The sequence below is a fragment of the Sphingomonas oryzagri genome, from assembly GCF_029906645.1.
Taxonomy (GTDB): Bacteria; Pseudomonadota; Alphaproteobacteria; order Sphingomonadales; family Sphingomonadaceae; genus Solisphingomonas; species Solisphingomonas oryzagri.
The window spans coordinates 1051310-1076919 of the sequence record NZ_JARYGZ010000001.1; the positions used below are offsets into that span (position 1 = coordinate 1051310).

23 protein-coding genes, 1 tRNA gene and 1 pseudogene are annotated in these 25610 nt (G+C 66.2%); 9 read left to right on the plus strand and 16 right to left on the minus strand.

From position 1 onward, the window contains the following. Positions 1-102 precede the first annotated feature (102 nt). The 3 genes from QGN17_RS04955 (at position 103) to QGN17_RS04965 (ending at position 3267) form a co-directional block, all read left to right on the plus strand. A complete protein-coding gene (locus QGN17_RS04955) occupies positions 103-1014 on the plus strand; it encodes a LysR family transcriptional regulator (protein WP_281043392.1) in 912 nt (303 codons plus the stop codon). Positions 1015-1084: 70 nt separating this feature from the next. Continuing rightward, positions 1085-2200, plus strand: a complete 1116-nt coding sequence (locus QGN17_RS04960; protein ID WP_281043393.1) for a glycosyltransferase — start codon at positions 1085-1087, stop codon at positions 2198-2200. Next, positions 2197-3267, plus strand: a complete 1071-nt coding sequence (locus QGN17_RS04965) for a glycosyltransferase family 4 protein (protein ID WP_313790152.1) — start codon at positions 2197-2199, stop codon at positions 3265-3267. The genes QGN17_RS04960 and QGN17_RS04965 overlap by 4 nt, the downstream gene beginning before the upstream one ends. On the opposite strand, the gene QGN17_RS04970 is transcribed toward QGN17_RS04965, so the two are convergent. Both QGN17_RS04970 and QGN17_RS04975 read right to left on the minus strand, forming a co-directional pair. Next, the gene (locus QGN17_RS04970) at positions 3264-4157 is read right to left on the minus strand and encodes a glucosamine inositolphosphorylceramide transferase family protein (RefSeq protein ID WP_281043394.1); all 894 of its coding nucleotides are present in this window, start codon (positions 4155-4157) and stop codon (positions 3264-3266) included. The two genes, QGN17_RS04965 and QGN17_RS04970, sit on opposite strands and share 4 nt — an antisense overlap. Positions 4158-4194: 37 nt before the next feature. Then, complete coding sequence (locus QGN17_RS04975) at positions 4195-5424, minus strand: hypothetical protein (RefSeq protein ID WP_281043395.1); 1230 nt, start codon at positions 5422-5424, stop codon at positions 4195-4197. A 205-nt stretch (positions 5425-5629) separates the two neighbouring features. Here QGN17_RS04975 and QGN17_RS04980 point away from each other — a divergent pair, with 205 nt between their 5' ends. Next, on the plus strand, positions 5630-6973 hold the full coding sequence (locus QGN17_RS04980; protein ID WP_281043396.1) for a lipopolysaccharide biosynthesis protein: 1344 nt from the start codon (positions 5630-5632) through the stop codon (positions 6971-6973). A gap of 4 nt (positions 6974-6977) precedes the next feature. Here QGN17_RS04980 and QGN17_RS04985 read toward each other — a convergent pair whose 3' ends face one another. The 4 genes from QGN17_RS04985 to QGN17_RS05000 form a co-directional block, all read right to left on the minus strand. Beyond that, on the minus strand, positions 6978-8000 hold the full coding sequence (locus tag QGN17_RS04985) for a LacI family DNA-binding transcriptional regulator (RefSeq protein ID WP_281043397.1): 1023 nt from the start codon (positions 7998-8000) through the stop codon (positions 6978-6980). Beyond that, positions 7997-9190, minus strand: a complete 1194-nt coding sequence (locus tag QGN17_RS04990) for an MFS transporter (RefSeq protein WP_281043398.1) — start codon at positions 9188-9190, stop codon at positions 7997-7999. The genes QGN17_RS04985 and QGN17_RS04990 overlap by 4 nt, the downstream gene beginning before the upstream one ends. A 7-nt stretch (positions 9191-9197) precedes the next feature. After that, the gene (locus tag QGN17_RS04995; RefSeq protein WP_281043399.1) at positions 9198-9992 is read right to left on the minus strand and encodes a transporter; all 795 of its coding nucleotides are present in this window, start codon (positions 9990-9992) and stop codon (positions 9198-9200) included. Between the two features lie 74 nt (positions 9993-10066). Further along, a complete protein-coding gene (locus tag QGN17_RS05000) occupies positions 10067-10711 on the minus strand; it encodes an RBBP9/YdeN family alpha/beta hydrolase (protein ID WP_281043400.1) in 645 nt (214 codons plus the stop codon). 210 nt (positions 10712-10921) lie between these two features. Between QGN17_RS05000 and QGN17_RS05005 the strand changes: the two genes are divergently transcribed. The 5 genes from QGN17_RS05005 (at position 10922) to QGN17_RS05025 (ending at position 15701) form a co-directional block, all read left to right on the plus strand. Then, on the plus strand, positions 10922-11368 hold the full coding sequence (locus QGN17_RS05005; protein WP_281043401.1) for a hypothetical protein: 447 nt from the start codon (positions 10922-10924) through the stop codon (positions 11366-11368). A 40-nt stretch (positions 11369-11408) separates the two neighbouring features. Next, positions 11409-12935, plus strand: a complete 1527-nt coding sequence (gene cysS / locus QGN17_RS05010; protein WP_281043402.1) for a cysteine--tRNA ligase — start codon at positions 11409-11411, stop codon at positions 12933-12935. A 74-nt stretch (positions 12936-13009) separates the two neighbouring features. After that, complete coding sequence (gene wecB, locus QGN17_RS05015) at positions 13010-14179, plus strand: non-hydrolyzing UDP-N-acetylglucosamine 2-epimerase (protein WP_281043403.1); 1170 nt, start codon at positions 13010-13012, stop codon at positions 14177-14179. Between the two features lie 11 nt (positions 14180-14190). Continuing rightward, the gene (locus QGN17_RS05020; protein WP_281043404.1) at positions 14191-15564 is read left to right on the plus strand and encodes a class II 3-deoxy-7-phosphoheptulonate synthase; all 1374 of its coding nucleotides are present in this window, start codon (positions 14191-14193) and stop codon (positions 15562-15564) included. A gap of 61 nt (positions 15565-15625) precedes the next feature. Continuing rightward, a tRNA-Glu gene (locus QGN17_RS05025) sits at positions 15626-15701 on the plus strand. 218 nt (positions 15702-15919) lie between these two features. Here the strand turns inward: QGN17_RS05025 and QGN17_RS20900 are convergent. From QGN17_RS20900 to QGN17_RS05080, 10 genes and pseudogenes are all read right to left on the minus strand, one after another. Continuing rightward, positions 15920-16978: pseudogene (locus tag QGN17_RS20900) on the minus strand (Arm DNA-binding domain-containing protein); the annotation flags it as partial. Positions 16979-17324: 346 nt separating this feature from the next. Continuing rightward, complete coding sequence (locus QGN17_RS05040) at positions 17325-17567, minus strand: DUF2274 domain-containing protein (protein WP_281043407.1); 243 nt, start codon at positions 17565-17567, stop codon at positions 17325-17327. Continuing rightward, positions 17564-18715: a TrbI/VirB10 family protein gene (locus tag QGN17_RS05045; protein WP_313790153.1), complete on the minus strand. Its 1152-nt coding sequence runs from the start codon at positions 18713-18715 to the stop codon at positions 17564-17566. The genes QGN17_RS05040 and QGN17_RS05045 overlap by 4 nt, the downstream gene beginning before the upstream one ends. Before the next feature lie 56 nt (positions 18716-18771). Further along, entirely contained in the window at positions 18772-19638 is an 867-nt protein-coding gene (trbG, locus tag QGN17_RS05050; RefSeq protein WP_390902678.1) for a P-type conjugative transfer protein TrbG, read from the minus strand. A gap of 56 nt (positions 19639-19694) precedes the next feature. Continuing rightward, positions 19695-20462, minus strand: a complete 768-nt coding sequence (gene trbF, locus QGN17_RS05055) for a conjugal transfer protein TrbF (RefSeq protein ID WP_281043410.1) — start codon at positions 20460-20462, stop codon at positions 19695-19697. 4 nt (positions 20463-20466) lie between these two features. Then, positions 20467-21747, minus strand: coding sequence for a P-type conjugative transfer protein TrbL (gene trbL / locus QGN17_RS05060; protein WP_281043411.1), 1281 nt, complete (start codon positions 21745-21747; stop codon positions 20467-20469). A gap of 113 nt (positions 21748-21860) precedes the next feature. Continuing rightward, on the minus strand, positions 21861-22577 hold the full coding sequence (gene trbJ, locus QGN17_RS05065; RefSeq protein ID WP_313790154.1) for a P-type conjugative transfer protein TrbJ: 717 nt from the start codon (positions 22575-22577) through the stop codon (positions 21861-21863). Then, positions 22574-25021 (minus strand): conjugal transfer protein TrbE, encoded by a 2448-nt coding sequence (gene trbE / locus QGN17_RS05070; RefSeq protein WP_281043412.1) that lies wholly within the window; start codon positions 25019-25021, stop codon positions 22574-22576. Before trbE ends, trbJ begins: the two co-directional genes overlap by 4 nt. After that, the gene (locus tag QGN17_RS05075) at positions 25015-25299 is read right to left on the minus strand and encodes a VirB3 family type IV secretion system protein (protein ID WP_281043413.1); all 285 of its coding nucleotides are present in this window, start codon (positions 25297-25299) and stop codon (positions 25015-25017) included. The genes trbE and QGN17_RS05075 overlap by 7 nt, the downstream gene beginning before the upstream one ends. After that, on the minus strand, positions 25296-25526 hold the full coding sequence (locus QGN17_RS05080; protein WP_449325355.1) for a TrbC/VirB2 family protein: 231 nt from the start codon (positions 25524-25526) through the stop codon (positions 25296-25298). The genes QGN17_RS05075 and QGN17_RS05080 overlap by 4 nt, the downstream gene beginning before the upstream one ends. Positions 25527-25610: the final 84 nt, after the last annotated feature.

Genomic DNA, 25610 nt, shown 5'->3' on the forward strand with positions numbered 1-25610 from the left:
GATGACGGGGGCACAAGGTCCGGACGCCACCGCCATTGCTCCCGCTGTCATTGCTAGTCCAGTATGGATTTGCAACGGATCGAGACGTATAAGCTATCGATCATGGAACTCCGTCACCTCCGCTACTTCGTGAAGGTCGCCAGCGAGCTGCATTTCGGCCGCGCCGCCGAGGCATTAGGCATCTCGCAGCCACCACTCAGCCAGCAGATCCGATTGCTTGAAACGGAACTGGGTGTGCAACTTTTCGAACGATCGAGCCGGAAGGTGCGGCTGACCACCGCCGGGCGGCTGTTTCTCGAAGAAGCGAAGGCGACATTGGCGCAGGCGGATCACGCCGTCCGCGTCACCCGGCGCGCCGCCACCGGCGAGGTGGGCGAGCTATCCATCGGCCTCTCCGCATCGACGCTGTATGTCGAGATGGTGGCCGACGCGATCAGCACCTTTCACCACCAGCATCCCGACGTGCATCTCATCTTCAAGGAATTATCGATCGATGCCCAGCGCGATGCGGTCGAGAATGGCGGCCTCGATCTTGGTTTCGTGCGATCTCGCGCAAAGCCGATCCTGCCCGAAAGCGTGACGAGCACCTGCCTCATCACCGACAGGATGTATGTCGCCATGCGCAAGGGGCATCGACTTTCGGCCTGTGCGGGGCCGGTCGACGTCGCCGAACTGGCCGGCGAGCCCATGGTCCATTACCCCTATGATCGGGAGGGTTTCCTCGACGATCTTCGCAAGCTGTTCGGTAGCATCGGCCATCGCCCCCGGCTGGTGCAGGAAACCCACGAGATGTCGACCCTGCTCGGCCTCGTTTCCGCGGGGTTCGGAATTTCGATTCTGCCGGGTTCGCTGCGGCGGTTGGAAGTCGATACACTCCACTATCGCGAGCTGAGCGGGGAGACCGCGCTCAGTTCGATGTGGCTGCTCCATCGCAGCGAAGGAGCGAGCGCAACGGCACTGCGCTTCATCGATCTTCTTCGACCTGCCGACCAGATCGCGACCCGCGCGGCCTGATGATGCGGCCTGATGATGGTGCCCGATCTCGGCTTTGCCGCCATGTTCGGGCAATGCTAACCGCGCGTCCATGACCGCCTCCGCTCCGCCCGCCATAAGATCGATCGGCATCGTCCTGCACGATTTCCCGCTCGGCGGCACCGAGCGCATCGCGCTGCGGCTGGCGCACGCATGGATCGAGCGCGGCGTCGCGGTCACGATCTTCGTTGGAGAAGATCGCGGACCCCTGCGCGCGCTTGTTCCGACGGGAGCACGACTGGTCCTTGCCGAGCCGCCTATCCCGAGAGGACGTGGATCACGCAAGCGGCTGGGCACGGCGGCGGCGGTATTCTTCACCCACAATCCCGTCGACGGCCTGTTCGTCCCCGGCAATTTCCATTGGGAAATCGTCCCGGCGCTCGCCCGTATTCCTCATCGCCCGCCGGTACTCGTGCAGATCAGTTCGCCGCTGCGGATGAAGCCCCGCGGTTTCCTTCGTCAGTTCGCGTTCGAGCGGCGGATGCGTCGCCTGCTACGCGACGCCGATGCACTGATCGCGATGGGGCCGCTGCATCGGGCGCAGGCGGACAGCATCATGGGGCGGGCGGTCGCAACCGCGATCCCCCTCCCCGCCCTCGATGACGAGCGCCCCGTCAGGGCTGGATCGGGAAAGACCATCCTCGCTGCGGGACGACTGATCCATCAGAAGGGCTTCGACCTGCTGATCGACGCCTTCGCCGATCTCGACGATCCGGAGGCTCGATTGGTGATTGCCGGCAGCGGCCCGGAGGAAGCCGCACTGGCCGGCCGGATCGCGGCCCGAAAGCTGGGCGGCAGGGTCGAACTCGCCGGCTTCGTGCCGGACATCGCCCCGCTGCTCGACGAGGCACGGCTGTTCGTGATGGCGTCGCGGTTCGAGGGGTACGGGGCGGTGATCGTGGAGGCGCTGGGCGCCGGCCGCCCTGTCGTCGCGACCGCCTCGACGCCGGCGGTCGAGGATGTGCTGGGCGATCCGGAAAGCGGCATCGTCGTGCCGATCGAGGATGTCGGCTCGCTCCGCAATGCCATGCGTGCCTTGCTCGATCGCCCCGCCCCGGATCCCCACCACCTTGCCGGCATCGTCGATGGCTATCGCATCGGTGCGGGCGCGAAGGCCTATCTGGATAGCTTCCGGTCGGTGCTCGCCAGTCGGCGCGAGGTCGCATGATGCGGATCGCCTATGTCATCAATTCCGTCGAAGGCGGTGGCGCAGCCTTGCCGGTCCCTTCGATCGCCGAGGTTTTGCGCGGCTGCGGCGCGGAGGTTCGCATCTATGCCCTCACGCGCCGGGATGGCCGCGCGATCCCGCCGATGGAGGCGGCCGGGCTGGAGGTCATCGTACGCGACGGTGGCGAGAAGGATCATCTCGCCGCGCTGGGCTGGCTCGACGAGCGCATGGCTCAGGATCGGCCGACGCATATCTGGACGTCGCTCACCCGCGCGACGCTGCTTGGCCAGATGGTTGGTCTGCGCCGCCGCATCCCCGTGGTCAGTTGGCAACATGCCGCCTACCTCAAGCCTGCTAACCGGCGGCTGCTGCGTCTGCTCCAACCCCTCTCCCGCCTATGGGTTGGGGATTCGGATGCGGTGACGAAGCTGACCGCCGAGCGGCTCAAGGTGCCGCCCGGCAGACTCGTCCAGTGGCCGATCTTCCGCGCCGATCCCGCCGCTCCGACCGCGAGGGGGTGGAACCCCGGCGAACCCGTACGGATCGGCAGCCTCGGCCGCCTCCATCCGGTCAAGGGTTATGACGTGCTGATCGATGCACTGGCCCAGCTTCCGGGCGGCTTGCCAGCCCTGCAGGTCGTCATCGCCGGCGAAGGGGCCGAGCGCGACAATCTTCAGCAGCGCGCCGATGCCGCGGGTGTCGCGATCAACTTTGCCGGCTATTCGGCGAACCCGCGCGATTTCCTCGCCGGGCTGCACCTCTACGTCCAGCCTTCCCGTTCGGAGGGGCTGTGCGTTGGCGCGCATGAGGCGATGCAGGCGGGGCTGCCGGTGATCGCCAGCACGGTCGGCCAATTGCCCTATTCCGTCACCGCCGGCCGCAACGGACTGACCGTGCCACCTGGCGATGCCGCAGCGCTGGCGACGGCATTGGCCGAACTGCTCGCGCACTCCGACCGCCTTGCGATACTCGGCACCCAGGCCCGCAGTGACGTCCTCGATCGCTTTTCATCGGATCGCTTCCGTGAGGCGGGGTCTGCGATCGTCGAGCGGATGCGGCGCTTCTAGAGCTTCGCCAGCTCGCGCCTTGCCAGCACCGCCAGGCTGCGGGGAGACAGCAGCTTGCGCTTCACGTCGATCAGCGTCGCGTCGCCGATTGCGGAGAGCGTGTGCAGCCCCGCATCGAACGGCGCGAAACTGCGGGGCATGGCGAGTGGTTCGCCGAGTTCGGCGTCGAACAGGTCTGGCGTCAGCCTGTGGACGGTCAAAGGCCGGATCGCGCCGCCATAGGTCCGGCTGCAATCCTGCACGGGAATGACGAGCGCACCGTCAAGCACCACCGGAGTCCCGCCCGGCCTGCTGCCGTCGGTGCCGATCCGGACCGGGTTCCGCGCATGGGATGTCCATGGCCCGTCGATCCGCTCGGCCCAGGCTGCGAACAAGGCGCCGGTCTTGCTGCGCTCGCCGCCGTCGGCGGCCGAATAGAACAGCCACCACAGGCCGTCATGGAAGACCGGCGTCGCATCGATCGCGACATGGCCGAGCGGCAGCGCGCCGACGGGTTCCCACCGCCATGGAAATTCGGCAGCCCGGTACAAGGTGAGCCGACCGGATCGATAGGCCTCGGGGAGCATATATGTCTCGCCCTCCGCCTCGAGCACGAACGGGTAGGACAGGTGCCACGGCTCGGTAAGTACGGGGCGCAGATCGAGCAGGCTCCCGTCGCGCGTCATCACCAGACACTCGATCGTGCCGTGCCGGGTGCGATAGTCGTAATGCTCGACGAAGATGTGGCGCCGGCCGTCCCGCTCGATCCCGAACGGATCGGCGAGGAAGCGGAGATACCCCTCCGCCGGCAACCAGCGACATGCGAAGCCGTCCACGGTCCCCGCCCGCAGCACCGCCTCGATCGGCGCCTCGACGATCAGCGGGCGCCAGATATCCTTCGCGAGCGGCATGGCGCCTCCCTCTCACGCCTTTTCGCGATGGGCAAGATCAGGCGGCGACGACGCTCGACTGATCGACGGGGCGTGCCGCTGCGGGGCGCAACGGAACGACCGAGCGGACGGTCGGACGCTCCAGCGCCGAAAGCACCGCATCGGCCGCGCGCGACGCCGAAGGCTGATCCGTCAGATCGAAACTGCGGCCGAACAGCTCGCGCTGAACCGGAAGATAGTCCGCATGGCTTGCCACGGCGCGATCCAGCGCCGCGCCAAGGTTCTCCGGATTCTCGATCACCGGACCCGTCCGCCAATGGGCATAGTTCGCGTCGCCCTGCCATTCGACGCCGTGGCTGTTGAGGAACAGGCAGGGGCGCGGGCGGTAGAGGAATTCGTAGATCTGGCTGCTCACGTCACCGAGATAGATGTCGGCCGCCGCCGTGTAGGTCATGTCGGTGCAGGCGCGGCTGCCAAGATCGACGTGGATGTTCGGTGCATCGAGCACCTGCTGATCGATCAGGCCTGGGCGATCCACCCGCAGCTTGTCGATCGTCAGCACGAAGCGCCGGTGGAACAGCATCACGTGCGGCGCGAAGATCAGATTGTAGCGATCGTCGTGCAGGAAATGTTCGAGTACCGCGCGCCCGTGGCGATACCAGGACGACAGATGCGGCGAGACGTGCGGATTGTAGAGTACCGTCGGCTTGCCGTTCGCCTGCATGGGCAGACGTGGCGGCACCGCCGGCATCAGGTCGAACTTCGGATAGCCGACGGTCGACAGCCGTTCCGGCGCGACGCCCGCTTCCTGTATCAGCCGCTCGCGAATCTTCGGGCCGGACACCAGCACGTGATCGAAACCCGCGCTGCTCTTGTTGAAGCCGATGGCACGATCGCCCGCGCCGTGTCGCGTGTGGATCAGGCGAAGCCCGTCCAGCCCGTACCGGGTCTTCAGCAGCAGCGAAGTCTTCTCGGCTACCACCAGCGCGTCCAGCGAGCCGAAGAAATCGAGATTGTCGCGGTAGATTCCGACCTTCGAGACCGGCAGCACGGCCTCCAGATGCCGGGCGGCGAAACGGGTGAGACGGGTGCGCAAACCGAGTTGCTTGATCGGGATATCCATCCCGGCGGCCGTCAGGTGCCGGCGCACCTCGTCGGTCAGCCGGCGGCTCGTCGTCGCGATCACGATGTCCTGCGAAGGCGCCTGCAGCGCCAGCGCCATCGCGATTGGCAGCGAATGAGCGACCTGATGGATCTGGTCGTGATTGAAGAGGAAACCGATCTTCATAGCCGCCGTGCGTAGATGCATCTGTATGTATGAGACGTAGCCGAGCCGACCGACCCGCAGCCTGTCCTGCCCATTAAAAGACGCTCATGGAATCTTTGATGACACGGACCGACGTGCATTTCGCACGGAATGGGGATAATGCGTGGCCGACCGACAGACCGGCGCCTCGACGCGGAGGGTGTGCGGCTAGATCACCGAACGGAAAATGCAAGCCGAATCAGCCCTGAAACGCGTGCTCGCCAATCTTGCGCACCTGCTTGGGGGCAAGGCAGCGGCAGGGCTCATGAGCCTCGTCTATCTCGTGATCGTCGCCCGCACGCTGGGCGTTCACGATTATGGCGAGCTGGTCCTCGTGAACGGCTATGTCGTGTTCCTGGGCAGTCTGATCGCCTTTTCCGGTTTCCATGGCGTGGTGCGATACGGCGCGCTCGCGGTCGAGGCCGGCGATCCGGAGCGACTGGCGCGGATCGTACGCTTCATGGCGCTGATCGAAGGGATGCTCGGCATCCTGGCGTTGGTCGTCGCGCTGGTGGCGGTGCCCTTCGTCGGCCCGCGGCTCGGATGGTCGGCCGAGGCGATGCGCATGGCCGTGCCCTACAGTCTCGCCGTGTTCGCCAATGTCCGCGCCACGCCGCAGGGGCTGCTGCAGATTGCGGGGCGTTTCGATCTCGTGGGACTGCATCAGGCGGTATCGCCGAGCGTCCGCCTGATCGGCACGCTGATCGTCTGGGCGTGCGGCGGCGGGCTGGACGGGTTCCTGCTCGTCTGGCTGCTCTCCTCGATCGCTGAAGGCGGGGCCATGTGGGCGCTCGGCCTCGTCGCATGGCGGAAACTCGCCGTGGGTCAGCGGCTACGTGGCCCGTGGCGCGGACTGCTGCGGGATGGGGAAGGCTTTGGGCGCTTCATCCTGGTGACCAACTTCGATCTTACCTTGCGCGAACTGGCGCCCAATCTCGCGCCGCTGACGATCGGCTGGATGTTGGGTCCGGTAGCAGCCGGTCTCTTCTCGCTGGCGCAGCGGGCGACCACCCTGCTCCAGCAGCCCGCGATCCTGCTCTCGCAGGCGAGCTATGCGGTGCTGGCCGATCTCGTCGCCAAGCGCCGCTTCGACCAGCTACGCCGCACGGTATGGCGCAGCGCGACGCTGGCGGGCGCGCTCGGGACGCCGATCGTGCTCGCCTTCTGGTTCGCGGGCGATCGCCTCCTGCCAATGCTGGGTGGACACACCTTCCAGGGCGGCGTCGCGATCGTGACTCTCATTGCGGGAGCGCGGCTGGCTGCGCTGATCGCATCGCCGATCACCTCCGGGTTGACGGCGCTCGGCAAACCCCAGCGTTCGATGACGGCGACGCTCGCCACCAATCTCGCGCTCTACCCTCTCCTGCCGCTCCTGATCTGGTGGCTGGGGTTGCACGGGGCAGGCCTTCACGCGCTCGTCCAGAACGTGATCGCGACCGGGATGCTGATACTCTTCTTCTACAAGGACGCGCGCGATCCCCTGCCCGAACCGGCGACGCCGGTCGCCCGCCCGATCGAGACCATCGCCTGAACGCTTACGATGCAGGCGGGGCCGTGCTGCCCCGGACGATCAGCTCATACGGCAATTGCTGGTGGAAACGCCGATCGGCCGGCGCCTCGCGGTAGGCCGGGTCGATCAGTATATCGACCGCCGCCGCAGCCATGTCACCGACCGGCTGACGGATGGTCGTGATCGGAGGCCAGGCGACGCGTGCCGTCGGGCCGTCGTCGAAGCCGGCGATCGAGACGTCACCCGGCACCGATATGCCGAGCTTGGCAGCGGCCGCCGACACGCCGAGCGCCATATCGTCATTGCTCGCGAAGATCGCGGTAGGGCGTTTCGACCGGCCAAGCAGCGCTTCGCCGCCTTCGATGCCGGCACGGAAGGTGAAATCGCCGGGAACGATATTGGCCGCGTCGACCGGCAGGCCGGCACGATGCATGGCGGACAGGAAACCGGCCCGGCGCTTGGGTGTCGCCGCGTGGCTGGGAATACCCTCGATGAAGCCGATGTCGCGATGCCCGAGCTGCAGCAGATAATCGGTCATCGCGAAGGCGGCGCCTTCCTCGTCGATATCGACGACGCCCGAGCGCCCCTCGTCCTCCCCCGGTGAAATACGGACGTATGGCAGCTTGATCGCCTCCAGCCGTTCCAGCAACGATACCATGCGGCAGAGCGGCGGCGTCAGGATCGCGCCATCCAGCCGCAGGCTGGCGATGCCGTGCATCAGATCGATCTCCCAGCCTTCGATCCTGCTGTCGACCGGCTCGACGACGAGATGGTAATGCCGCTGACGGCTGCGGATCAGCGCGCCACGCTGCATACCCGCCGCATAGCCGGACCAGGCCGGATCATCGAGGAACATGCCGAGCAGGTAGGATCGCGCGCTCGACAGACTGCGTGCGAAGGCGTTGGGGCGATAGCCCAGTTCCTCGACCACCCGCATCACCGTATCCCGCAATTCGGGACGGACGTGGGCTTCGCCATTCATCACGCGTGATACGGTCTTGGTGGAGACCCCGGCTTTTTCGGCGACATCCTTGATGGTGACGGTCATGCGGTTCCCATAGCCAGACGGCGTGTGCGGGCGAAGGCGAAGATCACGCAATAACACAATACGGGTACGGAGAAGGACCGGGCGAGGCCGATGCGATCGGCGACAAGCCCGGTGGCCACGGGGATGATGGCACCACCGACGACGGCCATGCAAAGCACCATCGCGGCGATCGGAGCATCCGCTTCTTCGTCCGGCAGGGCGAGCGCGTAGACCAGCGGAAATATCACCGAGTTGCACAGGCCGATCGCCAAGATCGCCACCGCGCCCGGCAGGCCCCGCGCGAAGATCGAGACCGCCAGCAACAGGACGGCTCCCGTGCTTGCCACAAGGAGGATCGGCGCCGGGCCGATCCGACGGAGCAGGAAAGCTCCCACGAAACGGCCGATCATGGCGCCCGCCCAATACAGGCTGATCAACCGCCCGGCGAGCACCGCCGACAGTCCCACGGTATCACGCAGCATCAGGTAGTTCACGGCAAGCGTACCGATCGTCACCTCCGCCCCGACATAGACGAAGATGGCCAGGGCGCCGAAACGCATCCGTCCTGTGCCGCCGACGGCGCCGAGCCGGTGCAGCATCGGTCCACCCGAGCGAGCTTGGACCAGCATGTCGCGATTCAGCCAGAATGTCGTCGCCAGCAGGATCAGCCCTCCCGCCCCGATGGCGAACGGCAGCAGCGGTGCGGCCGCATCGCCTTCGCCCAGCAGGAACCATGCACCGATCAGCGGCCCCATCACCGTGCCGAACGAGTTGAACGCCTGAAGCAGCGTGAAGCGCGATGCCATGCGCGTCGATGGGCCGAAGACCGTCGTCACCGCATTTCCCGAAATCTGCAGGAAGGTGACACCGGAGGACATCACCAGCAAAGATGCCAGAACCAGCGAGAAGTTACGCTCGCCCTGCGCCAGCACGAAGAAGAGGCAACCCGCCGCCATCGTCGCAAGCCCGATGGCGATGGCGCGCATATAGCCCAGCCGAACCGACCACAAAGCGATCGGAAGGGCGAAGATCAGGTAACTCGAATAATAGGCCAGGTGCACGCACAGCGCCTGCGCGTAATCCAGGCCGAGCGTCATCTTCAGTCTGGGGACGAGCAGATTGACGACCGAGTTCAGCACGCCGCCGCCCAGATAGACTCCGATCAGCAGATGAAAGAGCCGGTCGATCCGTGCCTCGTCGCCGGTCTTCATCGTCTACTCAGAATCGCTGCGCCACGCCGAACACCAGCTCGATCCGGGGCGTCGCGCGGGTGGCCCCGACATAGGCCGAGAGATCGATCTGTCGGTCCTTGCTCGGCTGCCATGCCGCGCTGAAATCGATCGAGGCCTGCGTCTCGTGGCCCGAAGGATCCTCGTCGCGCATCGCCCAGCCTTCGGCGCTCAATTGCCATGCCTCACCGATCGAACGGGTGACGGCGGCCGCAAGCGCGTAGGCAAGGTGCCTGCCATGGCGATCGGAATCGGCGGCCGCGTCCACCTCGGGGTCGAGAGTCAGACGCCAATTTTCGGCCAGATCGGCGCCGAACGGCACCACCACGCCGGCGCTCCACGTTCCCGCACCCATCGGGCTCTTGCCTGCGGGAAGCGTCACGCTCGGCTGGATCGCGAGGGCCGTTCCCTTGTCATCCGGGTGACGGAGGTTCTGGCGAAAGGACAGCGTAAGATCGCCGGCCCCGCTACCATGACCGATCGCGTCGGTCATCCGGTCGCGCGAGCGGGTCCAGCCGTATCCGTCCCACCCGATCCGGGCCTCCAGGCTGTCATTCACCCCATAGACCAAGAGCAGATTGCTGGTCGAATAATCGTCTTCCACGGTATCGGAACCGCGGCTGTGGGCGTAATCGAACAGGCCAGCCTCGATCTGGAAATGGCCGGGGTCGAGCGTGCAGCTCGGTGTCGCCTTCCCCGGTCGATCGACGCACAGATCGCGTTCTTCCGCCTGCGCGGCGCCAGCGAGCCCCGCAAGCACACCCAACGTCGCGACGAACGCCATTCCCCTCACGACTGCCCCCTCTTTCGTCGACCGACCCATGCCGGATAGGGGCCGAGAAAGGAACGGTTTTCTGATCAGGCGGGCACGGCGACGACCATTTCCGGCTCGAACCGCACCGCATCATCGTCAAGCCGGCGGGCGTCGCGCGCGCAGACATGATCGAGCAGCCGGTCCAGGATCCGCTGGCCGTCTCGCCACTCGCCAAGGCCGGAGGCGGCGTTGATATGCCCCGCTTCCCCGGCATCGCACCAGGCAGCGAGCCAGTTCCCGGCCATCTCCCGCGATCGGTGCATCTCGCACCAGGGATCGTTGCGGCTGGCCACGACGACGGTGGGAAAGGGCAGCACGCTGCGCGGCGACGGCGCGAACTCCGCGATCCGCCGGTCGAGGCTCACCCGGTCGAGATCGGTCGGCGCGACCAGCAACGCCCCCGCCACCGGCCGCGCGGCGCCCTCGCCCGCCAGAGCGGCCCACCATGCGACGAGATGGCACGAAAGGCTGTGCGCGATCAGGACTACCGGCCCCCTCGCCTGCGCGATGGCGCGCTCCAGACGCGCGATCCACATGTTGCGCGACGGCTGCGTCCAGCTGCCGAGTTCCACACGCTCGATATTCGGGCGATTTTGCTCCCAGCAGGTCTGCCAGTGATCGGCGCCGCTGCCATCCAGGCCGGGCAGGGTCAGGCATAGGGGTGTCCGGCTCAGGCGATCCTGGAACATGGCGGGCATCCTTCCGATTGAGGCGGAAAGATGGCGAGACAAATTGTCGAGTGCAACCGGGGGTTATTCATCTGGGCGCAATCTTTCGTCCCCTTCGCGCCAAAGAGCCGCCGGCGCGCGCCGAAGCGTTTTGCGAACCGTTCGCAATTTTCTTGACCCTCAAACTGGATGCGGCATTATTGAGAATGAATCGCAGATGAGGAGAGCGTCATGTACGATCTGATCGACCGGCCGGTGATGCAATTGGCCCCCGGAGGACGCTTCATGATCTGGGCGATGCGGGGCTGGATCCAGTCCGCGACGCGAGGGAATTGCCCGCCCGGCGCCCTCGCCCCGGCCTTCGCGCGCCATGGCGTCCTGCCCGCGCTGCCGCACCTCCACATGATGCTGGCGGAACTCAACCGGCGCGCGAACCGCCAGATCGCCTTCTCGCCGCTCGCCTGCCATTGCATCGGTGATGACGAGGCCGTGCTGCTGCAGGTCTGCCGGGACGCGACGGACAATCCGCCTCGCGCTCGCGCGACGCTCGCGCTGCTGCTGGAGGAGGAAGCGGTCGGCCCGGCCTTCTCCGCGCTGATCACGGCCATGGCCTTCCTGCGTGAAGGGGGTCTCGACTCCATCGTCCTCCAGCAGGACGGTGCGTTCGATCCCCGCTGACGCTCTTTCCGCCGGCGCCGCGAGCGGCTAAGGCGCCGGCATGACGCAAACCGGCGCCCCGCTCACCCTCTTCAACAGCCTTACGCGTTCGATCGAGGCATTCCAGCCGATCGACCCGAAGATGGTGCGCCTCTACAGTTGCGGGCCGACCGTCTATTCGACCGCCCATCTCGGTAACCTGCGCGCCTACGTGTTCACCGATACGCTGCGCCGGGTGCTGAACTGGAAGGGCCATGCGACCACGCATGTCATCAACATCACCGACGTCGGCCACCTGACGTCCGATGCCGATGCCGGCGACGACAAGATGGAAATCGCCGCCCAGAAGGCCGGCACCACTATCTGGGATGTCGCGGCGCGCTACACCCAATTGTTCAAGGGCGACCTGAAGGCGCTCGGCATCCTTGATCCTGCGATCTGGAGCGTCGCGACCGACCATATTCAGGATATGATCGCCTTCGCGCAGTCGCTGGAGGATCGCGGCGCGACCTACGAGCTCGACGGCGGCCTCTATTTCGATGTGACCAAGGTGCCGGACTATGGCCGCCTCGCCGGGCAGCAGGCCGGCCCGGAAGTCGGGCGCATCGAGGTCGTCGAGGGCAAGCGCCACCCGGCCGACTTCGCGATCTGGCGAAAGTCCGCGAGCGGCGAGAACCGGCAGATGGAATGGCTCTCTCCCTGGGGGCCGGGCGCGCCGGGCTGGCATCTCGAATGTTCGGTGATGAGCCTCAAATATCTCGGCGAGCAGTTCGATATCCACACCGGCGGCATCGACCATCGCGAGATCCACCATTGCAACGAGATCGCGCAGAACCAGGCCTATAACGACACCGCGAAGACCGGCGCCAACATCTGGATGCACAACAATTTCCTCGTCGATCGGACGGGGAAGATGTCCAAGTCCAAGGGCGGCGTCGCGACACTCGGTGCGCTGGTCGCGCGGGGCGTGCATCCGCTCGCCTATCGCCTGCTCTGCCTCGGTGCGCATTACCGGTCCGAGTTGGAATTCTCGCTCGATGCGGTGGCGGCCGCGCTGACCCGGCTCAAGCGGCTGGTCATGGCGGTGGGTGCGCTCAAGCTCGAAGCGGCACTGGACGAAGCGGCATGGCGCCCCGTGCATGAGGCTTCGTTCGGTAAGGGCGCCCCGCTCGACTGGCAGCGGCGTTCGCTGGAGGAGGGGCTTTCCAGCGATGCCCTCACCTTCGTCGCGCGGTTCGACGAGGCTTTGGCGGGCGATCTCATGACGCCGCAGGCGCTTCCGGTTCTCGATGCGGTCCTCACCTCCTCGCTTGCAGCGTCGGAGAAGCTGCGTCTGGTCGCTACCTTCGATCTTGCTTTGGGTCTGGGGCTGCTCGATCTCGATCGCCGCTCGCTCTCGGTGCGCCCGCACGATGCCGCCGTCACGGATGTAGAGGTCGAAGCCCTGCTCGATCAGCGGCAGCAAGCCCGCGCGGCGAAGGATTTCGGATCGGCAGATGCCGCGCGCGACGCACTCAAGCAGGCCGGCGTCGAGATCATGGACGGAGACCCGCTTCGGTGGGAATGGCGGGCGCTGCTCGCGGATTGATCCGTATTAGACCAATTTTGCCATGACTCCGGACTGATTGCTGGTCAGGATACCCCAACAGCTTGGGGGCAGGCATGGCATTGTCGGGGACTGTCAGGATTCTCTGCATTGCCGGAACGCGACCGGAAGCGATCAAGCTCGCGCCTATACTTCTGGCAGCTGCCTCGCGCGCCGATCTGGATTGCCGGCTTTGTGCCACGGGCCAGCACGAGGCGTTGTTAGACGAGGCTCTGGAGGATTTCGGACTGATGCCGGACATCCGGCTCGATCCGTTGCTCCACGATCCCTCGCCCGATGTCATGATCGCGCGCTTCGCCGACGCGCTCGAGCCACTGCTCATGGCGGAGCGGCCCGACATCGTTCTCGTGCAGGGGGATACCAACTCGGCTTATGCGGGCGCGCTAGCGGCCTATCGGTTCGGCATCCCGGTCGGCCACGTCGAGGCGGGGCTGCGCTCCCACGATTTCGATCAACCCTGGCCGGAGGAGCGCAATCGCGTGATGATCGATCGGCTTGCGGATCTGCTCTTCACGCCGACGCCGGAATCCGCCGCCAACCTCGAGTTCGAGCGCGAGGTCGTGAAGGGCCGCTGCCTGATCACCGGAAACACCGGAATCGATGCCCTTCTCGCGATGCGATCGCGCCTGAAACTCGAACAGCCGATGGGCAAGCGAGCGTTGCTGCTGCTCACCTGTCACCGCCGCGAAAACATCGGTGCCGGTATCGAGGCCATCTGCGCGGCGGCCCTGCGCCTGGCCGATCGTGGCGACGTCGACATTCTCTGTCCCGTTCACCCCAATCCCGCCGTCGGCGACACGGTGCAGCGCCTGCTCGGCGACCATCCCGCGATCAAGCTCACCGGCGCGCTGCGCTATCGCGATGCTGTCACGGCCATGGCCCACGCGCGCCTCATCCTGACCGACAGCGGCGGCATCCAGGAGGAGGCGCCGGCGCTCGGAACTCCGGTGCTGGTGCTGCGTGAGGTGACGGAACGGCCGGAGGGTATCGCCAGCGGCAATCTCCTGCTCGTCGGCACCGATACGGATCGCATCGTTGTAGAGGCCAGCCGGTTGCTTGACGATCCCGCGCTCCACGCGGCGATGGCGCGGCCGTCGTTCCCCTTCGGCCGGGGCGATGCGTCGGTGAAGATCCTCGATGCCATCGAACAATATTTCTCGTCAGGGCCTTCAGACGATCATCCATTGCCTTTCGCGCGTACGTGGATCATGGACGGCGCCCGATAAGGAGTGAGACGATGGCCACCGCATGGGCCCCCGAAAGCTGGCGCAACTTCGAGGCGCGACAGCTGCCCGACTATCCCGACCGCCAGGCGCTTGCCGCCGCGGAAACGCAGATTTCCAAGTTCCCCCCGCTGGTCTTCGCCGGCGAGGCGCGCGCGCTGACGGCCGATCTGGCCCAGGTCGCGGCCGGCAAGGGATTCCTGCTGCAGGGCGGTGACTGCGCCGAGAGCTTTGCCGAGTTCCATCCGAACAATATCCGCGACACCTTCCGCGTCATCCTGCAGATGGCGGTGGTACTCACCTATGCGTCCAAGCTGCCGGTGGTGAAGGTCGGCCGCATGGCGGGCCAGTTCGCCAAGCCGCGATCGGCCCCGACCGAAACGGTCGATGGTGTCGAGCTGCCCAGCTATCGCGGCGACAACGTCAACGATATCGCCTTCACCGAGGAATCGCGCCGCCCCGATCCTGATCGGATGATCCGCGGCTACAACCAGTCGGCGGCGACGCTCAATCTGCTGCGCGCCTTCGCGCAGGGTGGCTACGCCAATCTCGTGCAGGTCCACCGCTGGACGCTCGATTTCATGGGTCGCTCGCCCTGGGCGGAGCGCTATCAGCATGTCGCCGATCGCATCGGCGACGCGCTGGACTTCATGTCGGCCTGCGGGCTCGATCCGGAAACCGTGCCGCAGCTTCAGGGCACGCACTTCTACACCAGCCATGAAGGCCTGCTGCTCCCCTACGAGCAGGCGATGACGCGCCAGGATTCGCTGACGGGCGAATGGTACGACACGTCGGCGCACATGATCTGGATCGGCGACCGCACCCGCTTCGAAGGTTCGGCGCATGTCGAATATCTGCGCGGGATCGGCAACCCGATCGGCATCAAGTGCGGCCCGAGTCTGGAGCCGGACGTGCTGTTGCGCCTGCTCGATACGCTCGATCCGGCGCGCACCCCGGGCCACGTCACGCTGATCACCCGCTACGGCCATGACAAGATCGAGAAGGGTCTCCCGGCCCTCGTTCGCGCCGTGAAGCGCGAGGGACGACCGGTGGTGTGGTCGTGCGATCCGATGCACGGCAACGTCGTGAAGGCCGCCAACGGTTACAAGACGCGCCCGTTCGAGCGCATCCTGGCCGAGGTGCGCGGCTTCTTCGCGGTGCATCGCGCCGAGGGCACGCATGGTGGCGGCATCCATGTCGAGATGACAGGCCAGAACGTCACCGAATGCACCGGCGGCGCCGTCGCGATCACCGATGAAGGGCTCGCCGCGCGTTACCACACGCACTGCGATCCACGCCTCAATGCCGGCCAGTCGCTGGAGCTCGCCTTCCTGCTCGCCGACATGGTGAACCAGGAAATGAAGGAGCGGGAACGCCACGCGGCCTGAGCTGCATTTTCTGTGTTGACGGGGGGCCGGCTCGCCCATAGAGAGCCGGCCTCCGCTTCACGGCCCCTTCGTCTAGCGGTCTAGGACGTCGCCCTCTCACGGCGAAAACACGGGTTCGAGTCCCGTAGGGGTCACCAGCGCGCTTCTCCCGATTTCTCAGAACCTTAGTGCTCCCCAGCACCCCAAAAGGCTGCGAAATTCCGGGCAAAATCGATACTTTCTGGTCCAATTTCGGTCCAAAAACTCCATTGAGCTTCGACTTCTCGCGACCCGCATCCGCGCCGTCGATCCACTTCGAATAGTGCTTGAATAGCATCGCCGTGTTGGCGTGCCCGAGCTGCCGCGCGATGTAGGCCGGATTGACCCCGGCCATCAGCGCCAGCGTCGCGAAGGTGTGACGGGTCTGGTAGGCGTCGCGCTTGCGCAGGCCCAGCCGCAGCAGGGTCGGATGAAAGTAGAGCTTGCGCTGGTCCTGCACGTCCGGCCACGGCAAACGGCTCGATGGGTTTTCGAAGATCGGCGCGTCGGCGCCCTTCATGAAGCTGAACGACCGCTGGCGGTCTAGAACGCCAAGCGTCCGGTCGGTGAGGTCGACATCGCGGATGCTCGACGTCTTGGTGGACTTGACCACCGCGCGCACCCGCGCGCGTTCGATGCGGATCGCCCCGCCATTCCAGTCGATGTCGCCCCATCGCACCACGATCTGTTCGCTCGGCCGTAGCCCCGTGCCGAACGCGAACTCGTACCAGTGGGCGACCTGCGGGTCGTAGCGATCGTAGAGGCTCGCGATGATCGCTTCCATCTCCTCGGCACGAAACGGATCGGGCTTTGGAGACTGGTGCTTCAGGTTTTTGATATTGAGTGTCGGTGCGCGATCGATAATCTCGTCGTCGAGGGCGGCTGCGAAGACGCCGCGCAATGGGATCAGACTGTTGTTGACGGTCTTGCCGGTCACGCGCTTGGCGAGTTCGGCGACGATCGCCTTGATCTCCGACGGCCGGATCGAACCGATCGGACGATCGCGGAAATGCGGCTTCCAGACCTCCTCGATTGCGCCCAGGTAGCAGCTGTAGGTGGATTTCTCGACCGTCAGGCTAGCCAGCCACCTGTCCGCGAAGTCGCAGAAATAAGTGGTCTCGGCCTCGCGCTCGGCAAGCGCCTGCTGCTCCGCTTCGGCCTGCCGCTCGGCCTCGGCACGGGCAAATTCCGAGTTGGGAAACGTCCGCGCATAGTCGAAGAGATCATATTCGATCTCATGGTGCAGCCGCGCCATCAGACGCTCGGCCGCCTTGATGTTGGCGGGCGTCGGGGCGAGGTCGAGATATTCGCTGCATCTCCGGCCCGCCCAGGTGAAACGAACCCGGATGTTCGAGCTCAGCGCCTGTACGCCGGTGCCTGGCCTCCCTCGACCCATAGACTAAACCCTTCCATGTCGATGCAGATGTTGCCGTCCGGCGCGCGGCGATATTCCCGCCCGGCGATCCAGATGCCCCTGGCGATCTTCATGTAGACCGCGCGCTCGGAATAGCCGGTGATCTCCGCGAATTTCCGGATGCGGACGAAGCGAGCCCAAGACGGCACACCGGAGCGACCGGGTGCCCGTCCGGTTGGATGATCGGGATCCCGCATGGGTGCCTCCATCCGCCCGTCCTGCTCCGATTCGCATTGCGCCGATCTCCGCCTGGACGAGGCCGGCACCGTGCCGGCCTCGTCCGGTTTGATCCCCTGCGAGGCAATGACCTCCCGAATATTTTCGTGCGTCATGATGGCATCCCTCCGCCGGCGGCATCCGGTAACGCCCTATGCTTGGCGAATGCGCGATCGCTGGCGAGAAACGCGGCCAGCATGTGCGGAACGAGATCGGCCACGGCCACCTGCGCGCCATATGTTGCCCGGTAGAGATCCGCATAGTCGCCGAGCATCTGGTGAAGCTCCGGGAGCACAGCGATCGTCATCTTGATCGGCGTCAGATCGGGGATCTTCGATAGCTTGATGCTGGTCATTTCGCGGCTCCGGTCCAGCGACGCAGAACCAGGTCGCGGTGGACGATCAGGCGAATGGGTGCGCCGGGCCTGATCGTGATCGTCGGCTGGATATTGAGCGTCTTCGAGGTCAGCTGGTCGCCGGCGCGCGACACGTTCTGTTCGCCCGACTGCCGGATGGCGTCGACCAGGCCGCCGCGACCGCTGAACTGCAGGTCCGCGCCGATCCCCAGCAGGGTCGAGATCGCAACACCCTTCAGAAGCTGCCAAGTGTGGAAGTCCACCTTGTCTTCAAGCCCGGAATAACCCGACGCGTCGGTCGCAGGCACATTGTCGATCGAGATCGAGCTGCTGTCCGGCCAGATGATCCTCTGCCAGACGACAAGGGCGCGGCGCTGGCCGAACGCCACCACGGAATCGTAGCTGCCGATTAGTCGGGCGCCCTGCGGAATGAGCAGGATGCGCCCCGTCGCGGTGTCGAAGACGTTTTGGGTGACCATCGCCGTGACCAGCCCCGGCAGATCGGATCTCAGCCCGGTGATGAGGCTGCCGGCGATGATCGTGCCCGCCGACAGCATATTGGGCGAGGCCGGCGCCATCATCGGGTGCGCATTGACCACGCCTTCCGTGTCGAGCGTCTTCACGAAATCGGCCTTATGCCCCTGCGCGTTCGGGTCGTTCCCTGGATCGAGACTGGTTTGGGTGGTAGTCGGAGGGGTCGTCGCCGCCGTTACCGATGATGTCGGCGCGGGTGCTGAATCGGACTTCGTCTGCACAAGCAGGCCTGATTGGCGGGCTTCCCGCAGGGCATCCGCCGCCTTTTGTTGCTCCGCCGCCACGGCGCTCTCGGCCACGCCCGGTTGCTGCCCTGCATCCGTTACCAGCGTCGACTGCTGGTGTTCGAGGATCGGCTTGCCGAGATCGCCGGGCAGTGGCGGTCCCAGTTTCGGAACGGCACCATAGCTCGACGGAAGGCCACTCAGTGCGTCGGGCGTACCGGACTGGGCTGGCTGCGAGAGATCGGACTGCTGGTCGCCTGCGGTGTGGATATGCGGTCGCAGTGCGACGTAGCCCAGCGTCGCCACTCCGCCCGCGCCGACGGCGGCGGCGCCGATGATCACGCCACGCTTGAACCGGGCGGCGAGCTGCGGCCGGGCGCGCAGGACCAACGTCTCCGGATCGACCTTAGGCGGCATGGCAGGGGCAGCGGGAGTCTCGGCCTCCATCAGCCCCTCCTCTGAACCGCTGTCCGCGTCACGCGCACGACGTCCTGGTGCTTGAGACCGAGGCGGAGTTCGGCGGCGTCGAACAGGCGGTCGACGACGTAGAAATGGCCGCGCTGCCGGAAGTTGACGAGTTCGGCCTCGCCCTTCGGGCCGACCAGGAAGAGCGGCGGCGCTTCCCCCTGCCCGAGCGCTGCCGGGAATTCGATGAATGTCTGCCGGCCGTCATCGAACGCGCGCAGCGGGCGCCAGTCGGGATTGTCGCCGCTGATCGCGTAATTGAAATGGAGTGCCGTCAGATCGACGCCCGATGCCACGGGTGCGGCGGCCTCGGCGTCCTTCGCAGCCCGCTGGATCGCCAGCAGCTGGTCTTGCGGATAGGTCCAGGACAAGGCCGACATCGCCGTCGCCGGCGTGCTCGACAGCGCGATGTGGTAGGTCCGCCTGTCTGTCGTCACGACCAGATTCGTTACCAGCCCGGCCGAGAAGGGCTTCACCAGAATATGCGAGCGCTTGGCGTCGCCCGTGCCGCTGCTCGTGTCGCCGATCACCCAGCGGGCGGTGTCGCCGGATGCCACCGCGCCCAGCACCTCACCGGGCTGGAGCATGATGTCGGTCACCTGGCCCGGCGCCGCATAGGCGCGGTACACGACGCCGTCCGAGAAGGGGTAGATCTGCATGGCGGCGACGAAACCGGACGGGATCGGCGCCATGGTCGCCGCCCGATTGGCTACCGTCACCGTCCGAACATCGACGGAACTGACAGGATGACGCGGCTCGCGGTCCGGAACCGCTATCGGGGCTGGTGCGATCACGGGGGTGGTTGCCGAAGACGACGACGGCCCGGTCGCGGGCGCGGCCGGTGGCATATCGGCGGCAATCAGCGTCACAGCGCCGATCAGCAGGATCGATTTCTGATTACGGTTCACGGCTGGACCTCCTTCGTGGGTTGTGAGAGATCGGCAGCGGCCGGTGCGACCGCGCTCGGCGCGGCAGGCGCAGGCGGCATGGGTTCGAGCTCGCGGCTCCAGTCGATCGCATCGACATAGATGCCGAGCGGGTTCTTCCGGAGCGTGTCGGCGTTCGCCGGCGGTTGACGCACGATGGTGAGAATCGCCGTCCAGTGGCTGGTCCCGGACGCGGCACCGTGATCGTAGGCTGTCTCCGTCCATTTCACCTGGAAGGAGCGGTCGGAGGCCCGCACGACGCTCGTCACCTCGACCGAGACCGTTCGATCGCCAAGATCGGAAAACGGATTGGCGGCCCGCGCATAGTCGCCAATCGCCTGACCGCCGCGACGGGTCACGAAATCATAGGCCTCGAGCCAGCTGCGCCGCATCAGCACCGGATCGAGCGACACTGTCCGGATGTCGCTGATGAAATGGGCAAGATGCCAGGCGATCTGCGGGTCGGTCGGCTGATAGCCAGCCTCGGCCGGCGATACCGCCCTCGCCTCGCCCAGCCGGTCGACCTCGACAACATAGGGCGTGACGCGGCTCTGTGTGGATTGCCAGATTAGCCCAATCGCCATCGCGCCACTGAGCCCCAGGCAACCGAAGGCCATCAGCCGCCAGTTGCGGGCCTGGACGCGGGCCGACCCAATCCGCTCGTCCCAGAGCTGACCGGCACGCGCGAACGGCGTCTCGGGCTCGGGCGTGCGGCCGTAGCGTTGCAAACTCCGTCGGAATTGCATGGGCTCAATCCTCCTTCTCGGAAATGTCTGGGGTGGCGGCCGCGCCGCCGCTGTCACCTTCGCGCAGCGTCTGTGCGACGGTTTGGCGCACATGGCGGGCCGATTGCTGCGACTGGACGGCGCGCGCCCAGGCCGGCATATCGGGCGCGTCGTTAGCGGCGGCCGGGGCTTGGCCGGTCATGCTGCTCCAGGCGGCGTTACGCCCACTCTCCGCCGCTGAACGGAGACCGAAAGCGTCGGACATACGGGCACGAGCCGCGCCGCCAGCCGCGCGGCCGACACCGGACAATCCGGCGGAGATGCTCGAGGAGCCGGCCGCTTCCTGGCCCATGCCGTAGGCGGCCTTCGTGGCGGCGCCCATGGCGGTGCCGGCGCGGACCGCACCAAGTGCGGCGCCAGCGGCTGCGCCGCCGACCGATGCGGCCGCCATTGCGGCGCCCGCAACGCCGACGGCGGTGCCTACCACAGCGCCTGCGCCGAGTTGGGGCGCGCCGGCGACCAGGCCCGACGCGATGGACGGCCCGTAGATGCCGAGGCCGAACATGGCGAGGCTGGCGAGGACCAGGCTCATCGCCTGCCCGATGTCGGGCTCCTTGCCCTGGAGGGCGGCGGTGAACTCGGCGAAATAGTTGGAGCCGATGCCGACGATGACGGCGAGCACCATCACCTTGATGCCCGAGGAGACCACGCCGCCCAGCACACGCTCGGCCAGGAAGCTGGTGCGGTTCCAGAAAGCGAAGGGGACGAGTACGAAGCCGGCGAGCGTCGTTAGCTTGAACTCGAGGATGCAGACGAACATCTGCACGGCGAGGATGAAAAAGGCCAAGACGACGATCGCCCAGGCCAGCACCAGCACCACGATCTCGAGCACGTTGTCGAAAAAGGTGGTGAAGCCGGTCAGCTGGCTCGCTTGCTGGAGCAGCGGCCAGGCAGCCGAGAAGCCGATGCCGGCGAGCTTTCCGGGCTTGAGCAGGTCGGCCGCCGACATCGTGCCGCCGCCGGCCTTGAGACCGAGTGCGGAGAAGCTGTTGAAGATGATCTTCGAGAGCGACGCGAAGTTGGTCAGGATGTAGGCGAAGGCGCCGACATAGAGGATCTTGCGGACGAAGCGGATCATGATGTCCTGCTCCGACCCCGTCGCCCAGAAGAGCGCGGCGAGCGTGACGTCGATCCCGATCAGGATGGCGCTGAGGCTGTGAAGGTCTGGGCCGAGCAGGCCGAAGCCGCTATCGATGTAGCTCGAAAAGCTACTCAGAAACTGATCGATGACATTGAGATCGCCCATATTCGCAGATCCTGTGAGGAGAGTCGCGGGACGCACCTGGGGGGAGCGACCAGGCGCGCCCCGCGACGACGCGGCAGGAGGTGTGCGACTGCCGCGCCGATCCGGCCCCCGGCTTACTGGGGGGTGTAAGCGGAGCCGGAACCTAGGAACTTGGTGGTGGCAGCCTGCCCGTCGGACTCGGCCTGGTCGCGGCGCGCCTGATCGATCGCCTGCGCACGGTACTGGGCGGCGACCATCTGCTCGATCTGGAACTGCTGCTTGGCTGTGAGCGCGAGCAGCTGGTTGGTCGCCTGCGCCGCCTGCAGCGCGCCGCTCGCCCCTTGGCTCTTGGCGATGATGGTGTTCAGGCTAGTCGCGTCGGACTGGACGTTCTCGACGATCTGGGCCTGCACCGTCATCGTGTGCTGGTAAGCGGACATCGCCGTCCGGTAGCGGGTGTTGGCCTGATTCGCCCTTTGAGCATTGGTCATCAACTGGCTGAAACTACTCGGGAAGAGTTGCTGGAACTGGTTCTTCATCGTGTCGACGCGGAACTGGATGCCGGACGCTTGGCCCATCAGCGTCTGGATCTGCTGGAGCGTCGCGGTCAGCGGCCCCAGCTCCGAGAATCCGATCGTCTCCAGATTGCGCGCTTGATTAAGCAGGCTGGTGGCCTGGTTCTGCAGCGACTGGATCTGGTTGTTGATCTGCTGGAGCGTGCGCGCGGCCGTCAGCACGTTCTGGCTGTAGTTGCTAGGATCGAAGACGATGATGGCGTCGGCCGGTGCCGGCACCAACGTGGTGGTCGATACCGAGGCGAGCATCATCACGATTGGGATCAGACGTTTCACGACAGGTCTCCATTGGTCTGGGGGGCAGCGAAATCGGTGATCAGCGCCGGCGCCCAGGCCGGGCCCGCGGCGCGCAGGAAGTGCGCGGCGAAATCTTCGGTCCCATGCTCGGCGAGGATCGAGTCGATCGTCTTCTGGCTGGCGGGATCGGACGATCCGCAGAGCGACAGCGTGACCGGGCCGAGCCCCAGTTCGAACAGGCGGTTCCCGCGTGCGGACTGGAGATAATAGTGCCGCTTCGGTGTGGCGCGGGCGATCAGCTCGATCTGGCGCTGGTTAAGCCCGAAGCGCTCGTACGTCGCCCTGCCCTGTGGCTCGATCGCGCGATCGTTGGGCAGGAAGATGCGCTGTGGGCAGCTTTCGATGATGGCGGGTGCGATGGTGCTGCCGGCGATGTCGGCGAGGCTCTGGGTCGCGAACAACACGGCAACATTGCGCTTGCGGAGCACTTTCAGCCATTCGCGGATGCGCGCGGCGAAGAGCGGGTGGTCGAGGAAGATCCAGGCCTCATCGAGGATCAGCAGCGTCGGCCTGCCGTCGAATCGCTCTTCCAGCCGATGGAAGAGATAGGTCAGCACCGGTGCGACGACGCCCGCCTGCCCCATCAGCGCCTCGGTATCGAAGCACTGGACCTGCGCGATCCGGAAGCTCTCGTCCGATGCGTCGAGCAACCGGCCATAGGGTCCGTCGATCGTGTAGGGGGCGAGCGCGGTGCGAAGCCCGTTGGACGGCAAGAGCAGGCCGAGACCGGTCAGTGTCCGCTCCGCGACAGGCGCGGTCGCGAGATTGCCGAGCGCCGCCCAGATGGCATCCTTGATCTCGGGCGTGACCAGCACCTTCTCGTGAGCGAGTAGCGCCGCGATCCACTCCGCCGCCCAGGCGCGCTCGCTCTGCCGATCGATGTGGCGCAGCGGCTGGAAGGCGATCGCGTCACCCTCCTCACCGCCGATGCCCAGCGCATGATGCGCGCCGCCCATCGCCAGCACGGCCGCGCGCGCCGAATAGCCCTTGTCGAAGATGATGACCTGCGACTCCGGATAGCGGCGGAATTGCAGGGCGAGCAGTGAGAGGAGGACCGATTTGCCGGCACCAGTAGGACCGACGACCAGCATATGCCCGACGTCACCGATATGGGTGGATAGCCGGAAGGGCGTCGATCCCGACGTCTTGGCGATGAGCAAGGGCGGCCCGCCGAGGTGGCGGTTCTCCGCTGGCCCCGCCCAGACGCTTGATAGCGGCATCAGGTGGGCGAGGTTCAGCGTGTGGACCAGCGGCTGGCGGACATTGGCGTAGGCATGTCCCGGCAGCGACGACAGCCAGGCTTCGACCGCGTTCACCGTCTCGCGGATCACCGTGAAGCCGAGCCCGTTGACGATCCGCTCGACCGCCCTCGCCTTCTCCTCGACCCGCTCGCGATCCGTATCCGCGACGGTGATGGTGGTGGTCAGATACCCGAAGGCGACATGGTCACCGCCAAGTGCCTGGAGCGCGGCATCGGCATCGGCGACCTTGTTGTCGGCGTCGCTGTCGGTCAGTGCCGTCGGCTGGTTATACATCACCTCACGCAGCATCGCGGTGACCGACTTGCGCTTGTTGAACCACTGGCGGCGCAGTTTGGTCAGCGTGTTCGTCGCCATCGCCTTGTCGAGGCTGATGAAGCGGGTCGCCCAGCGATAGGCGAAGTCGGCGGCGTTCAGCGCATCGAGGATTCCCGGCCGGCTGAGCGTCGGGAAGCCGAGCACGGTCAGCGTGCGCAGGTGCTGATCGCCGAGCCGCGGTTCCAGCCCACCGACCAGCGACGTGTCGGCGAGCAGCCCGTCGAGGTACATGGGCGACTCGGGAACGGTGACGTCATGCCGCCGTGTCGAGATCGTCCGGTGCAGGTAGGTGAGCGTCTTGCCCGAGGTGAGCACGCGTATCTCGGGCATGAAGGCCGCGAAGAGGTCGAAGGCCCGGTCGGTCTCGGCGATGAAGTGGATCAGCGCGCCCCGCCAGTCGCGGCCCTTCGGCGCCTCTGGGCTTTCAATCAGCGACCGCGTCGCGCTGTCCTGGCCATCGGGTTGGGGCAGCCAGAGCAGCGTCAGATGGTAGGCGCTCTCGAAATGCTGACCCTGTTCGAGGAAATCTGCGCGGCGCTCGCGATCGACCAGCCAGGATGCCGCGTCCGGGAATGCGCTGTCGGGATAGGTGTTCGCCTCGTGCCGCTCGGCGTCGAGGAAGAGCGCCCAGCCGGTGCCGAAGCGCTTGAGCACGTTGTTCGCCCGCGCGCAGGCACCGACCAGTTCGGCCTCGGTCGCGCTTTCGAGATCGGGGCCGCGAAAGGCGAATGTCCGCTGGAAGCTGCCGTCCTTGTTGAGGACGATGCCGGGCGCCACCAGCGCCGCCCAGGGCAGATGGTCGGCAAGTCGGTCGGCGGACGAGCGATATTCGGCGATGTTCAGCATACCCAGTGGCCTTTCTGGCGGAGATGGCGGGCTAGGACCGGCGCGAAGCTCGGATCTCGGCGCGCTGCGAGAATGGCCGCACTGTGGCCGATCGCCCAGACGACCAGCCCGGCGACCCATTGCTGGAGCCCGAGCCCCAGCGCGGCGGCCAGCGTGCCGTTGACGATGGCGAGGCCGCGCGGTGCACCGCCGAGGAGGATCGGGCTGCCGAGGCTCGCGTGGATCGGGACTTCGAAGCCGGCGATGTGATCGCCAGCCTCGTCGCGGGCGGTGGTCATGCGACCAGCGCCCCGCCGCCGAAGCTGAAGAAGCTCAGGAAAAAGCTCGATGCGGCGAACGCGATCGAGAGGCCGAAGACGATCTGGATGAGCCGGCGGAACCCGCCGGCCGTCTCGCCGAAGGCGAGCGTCAGGCCGGTCGTGATGATGATGATCACCGCGACGATCTTGGCGACAGGGCCCTGCACCGAGTCTAGGATCTGCTGCAATGGAGCTTCCCACGGCATGCCCGTGCCCGACGCCTGCGCCGCGGTGGCGGTTAACAGGGCGAGAGGAAGCGCAAGCCACCAACGGCGCGGCGAACGGGCACG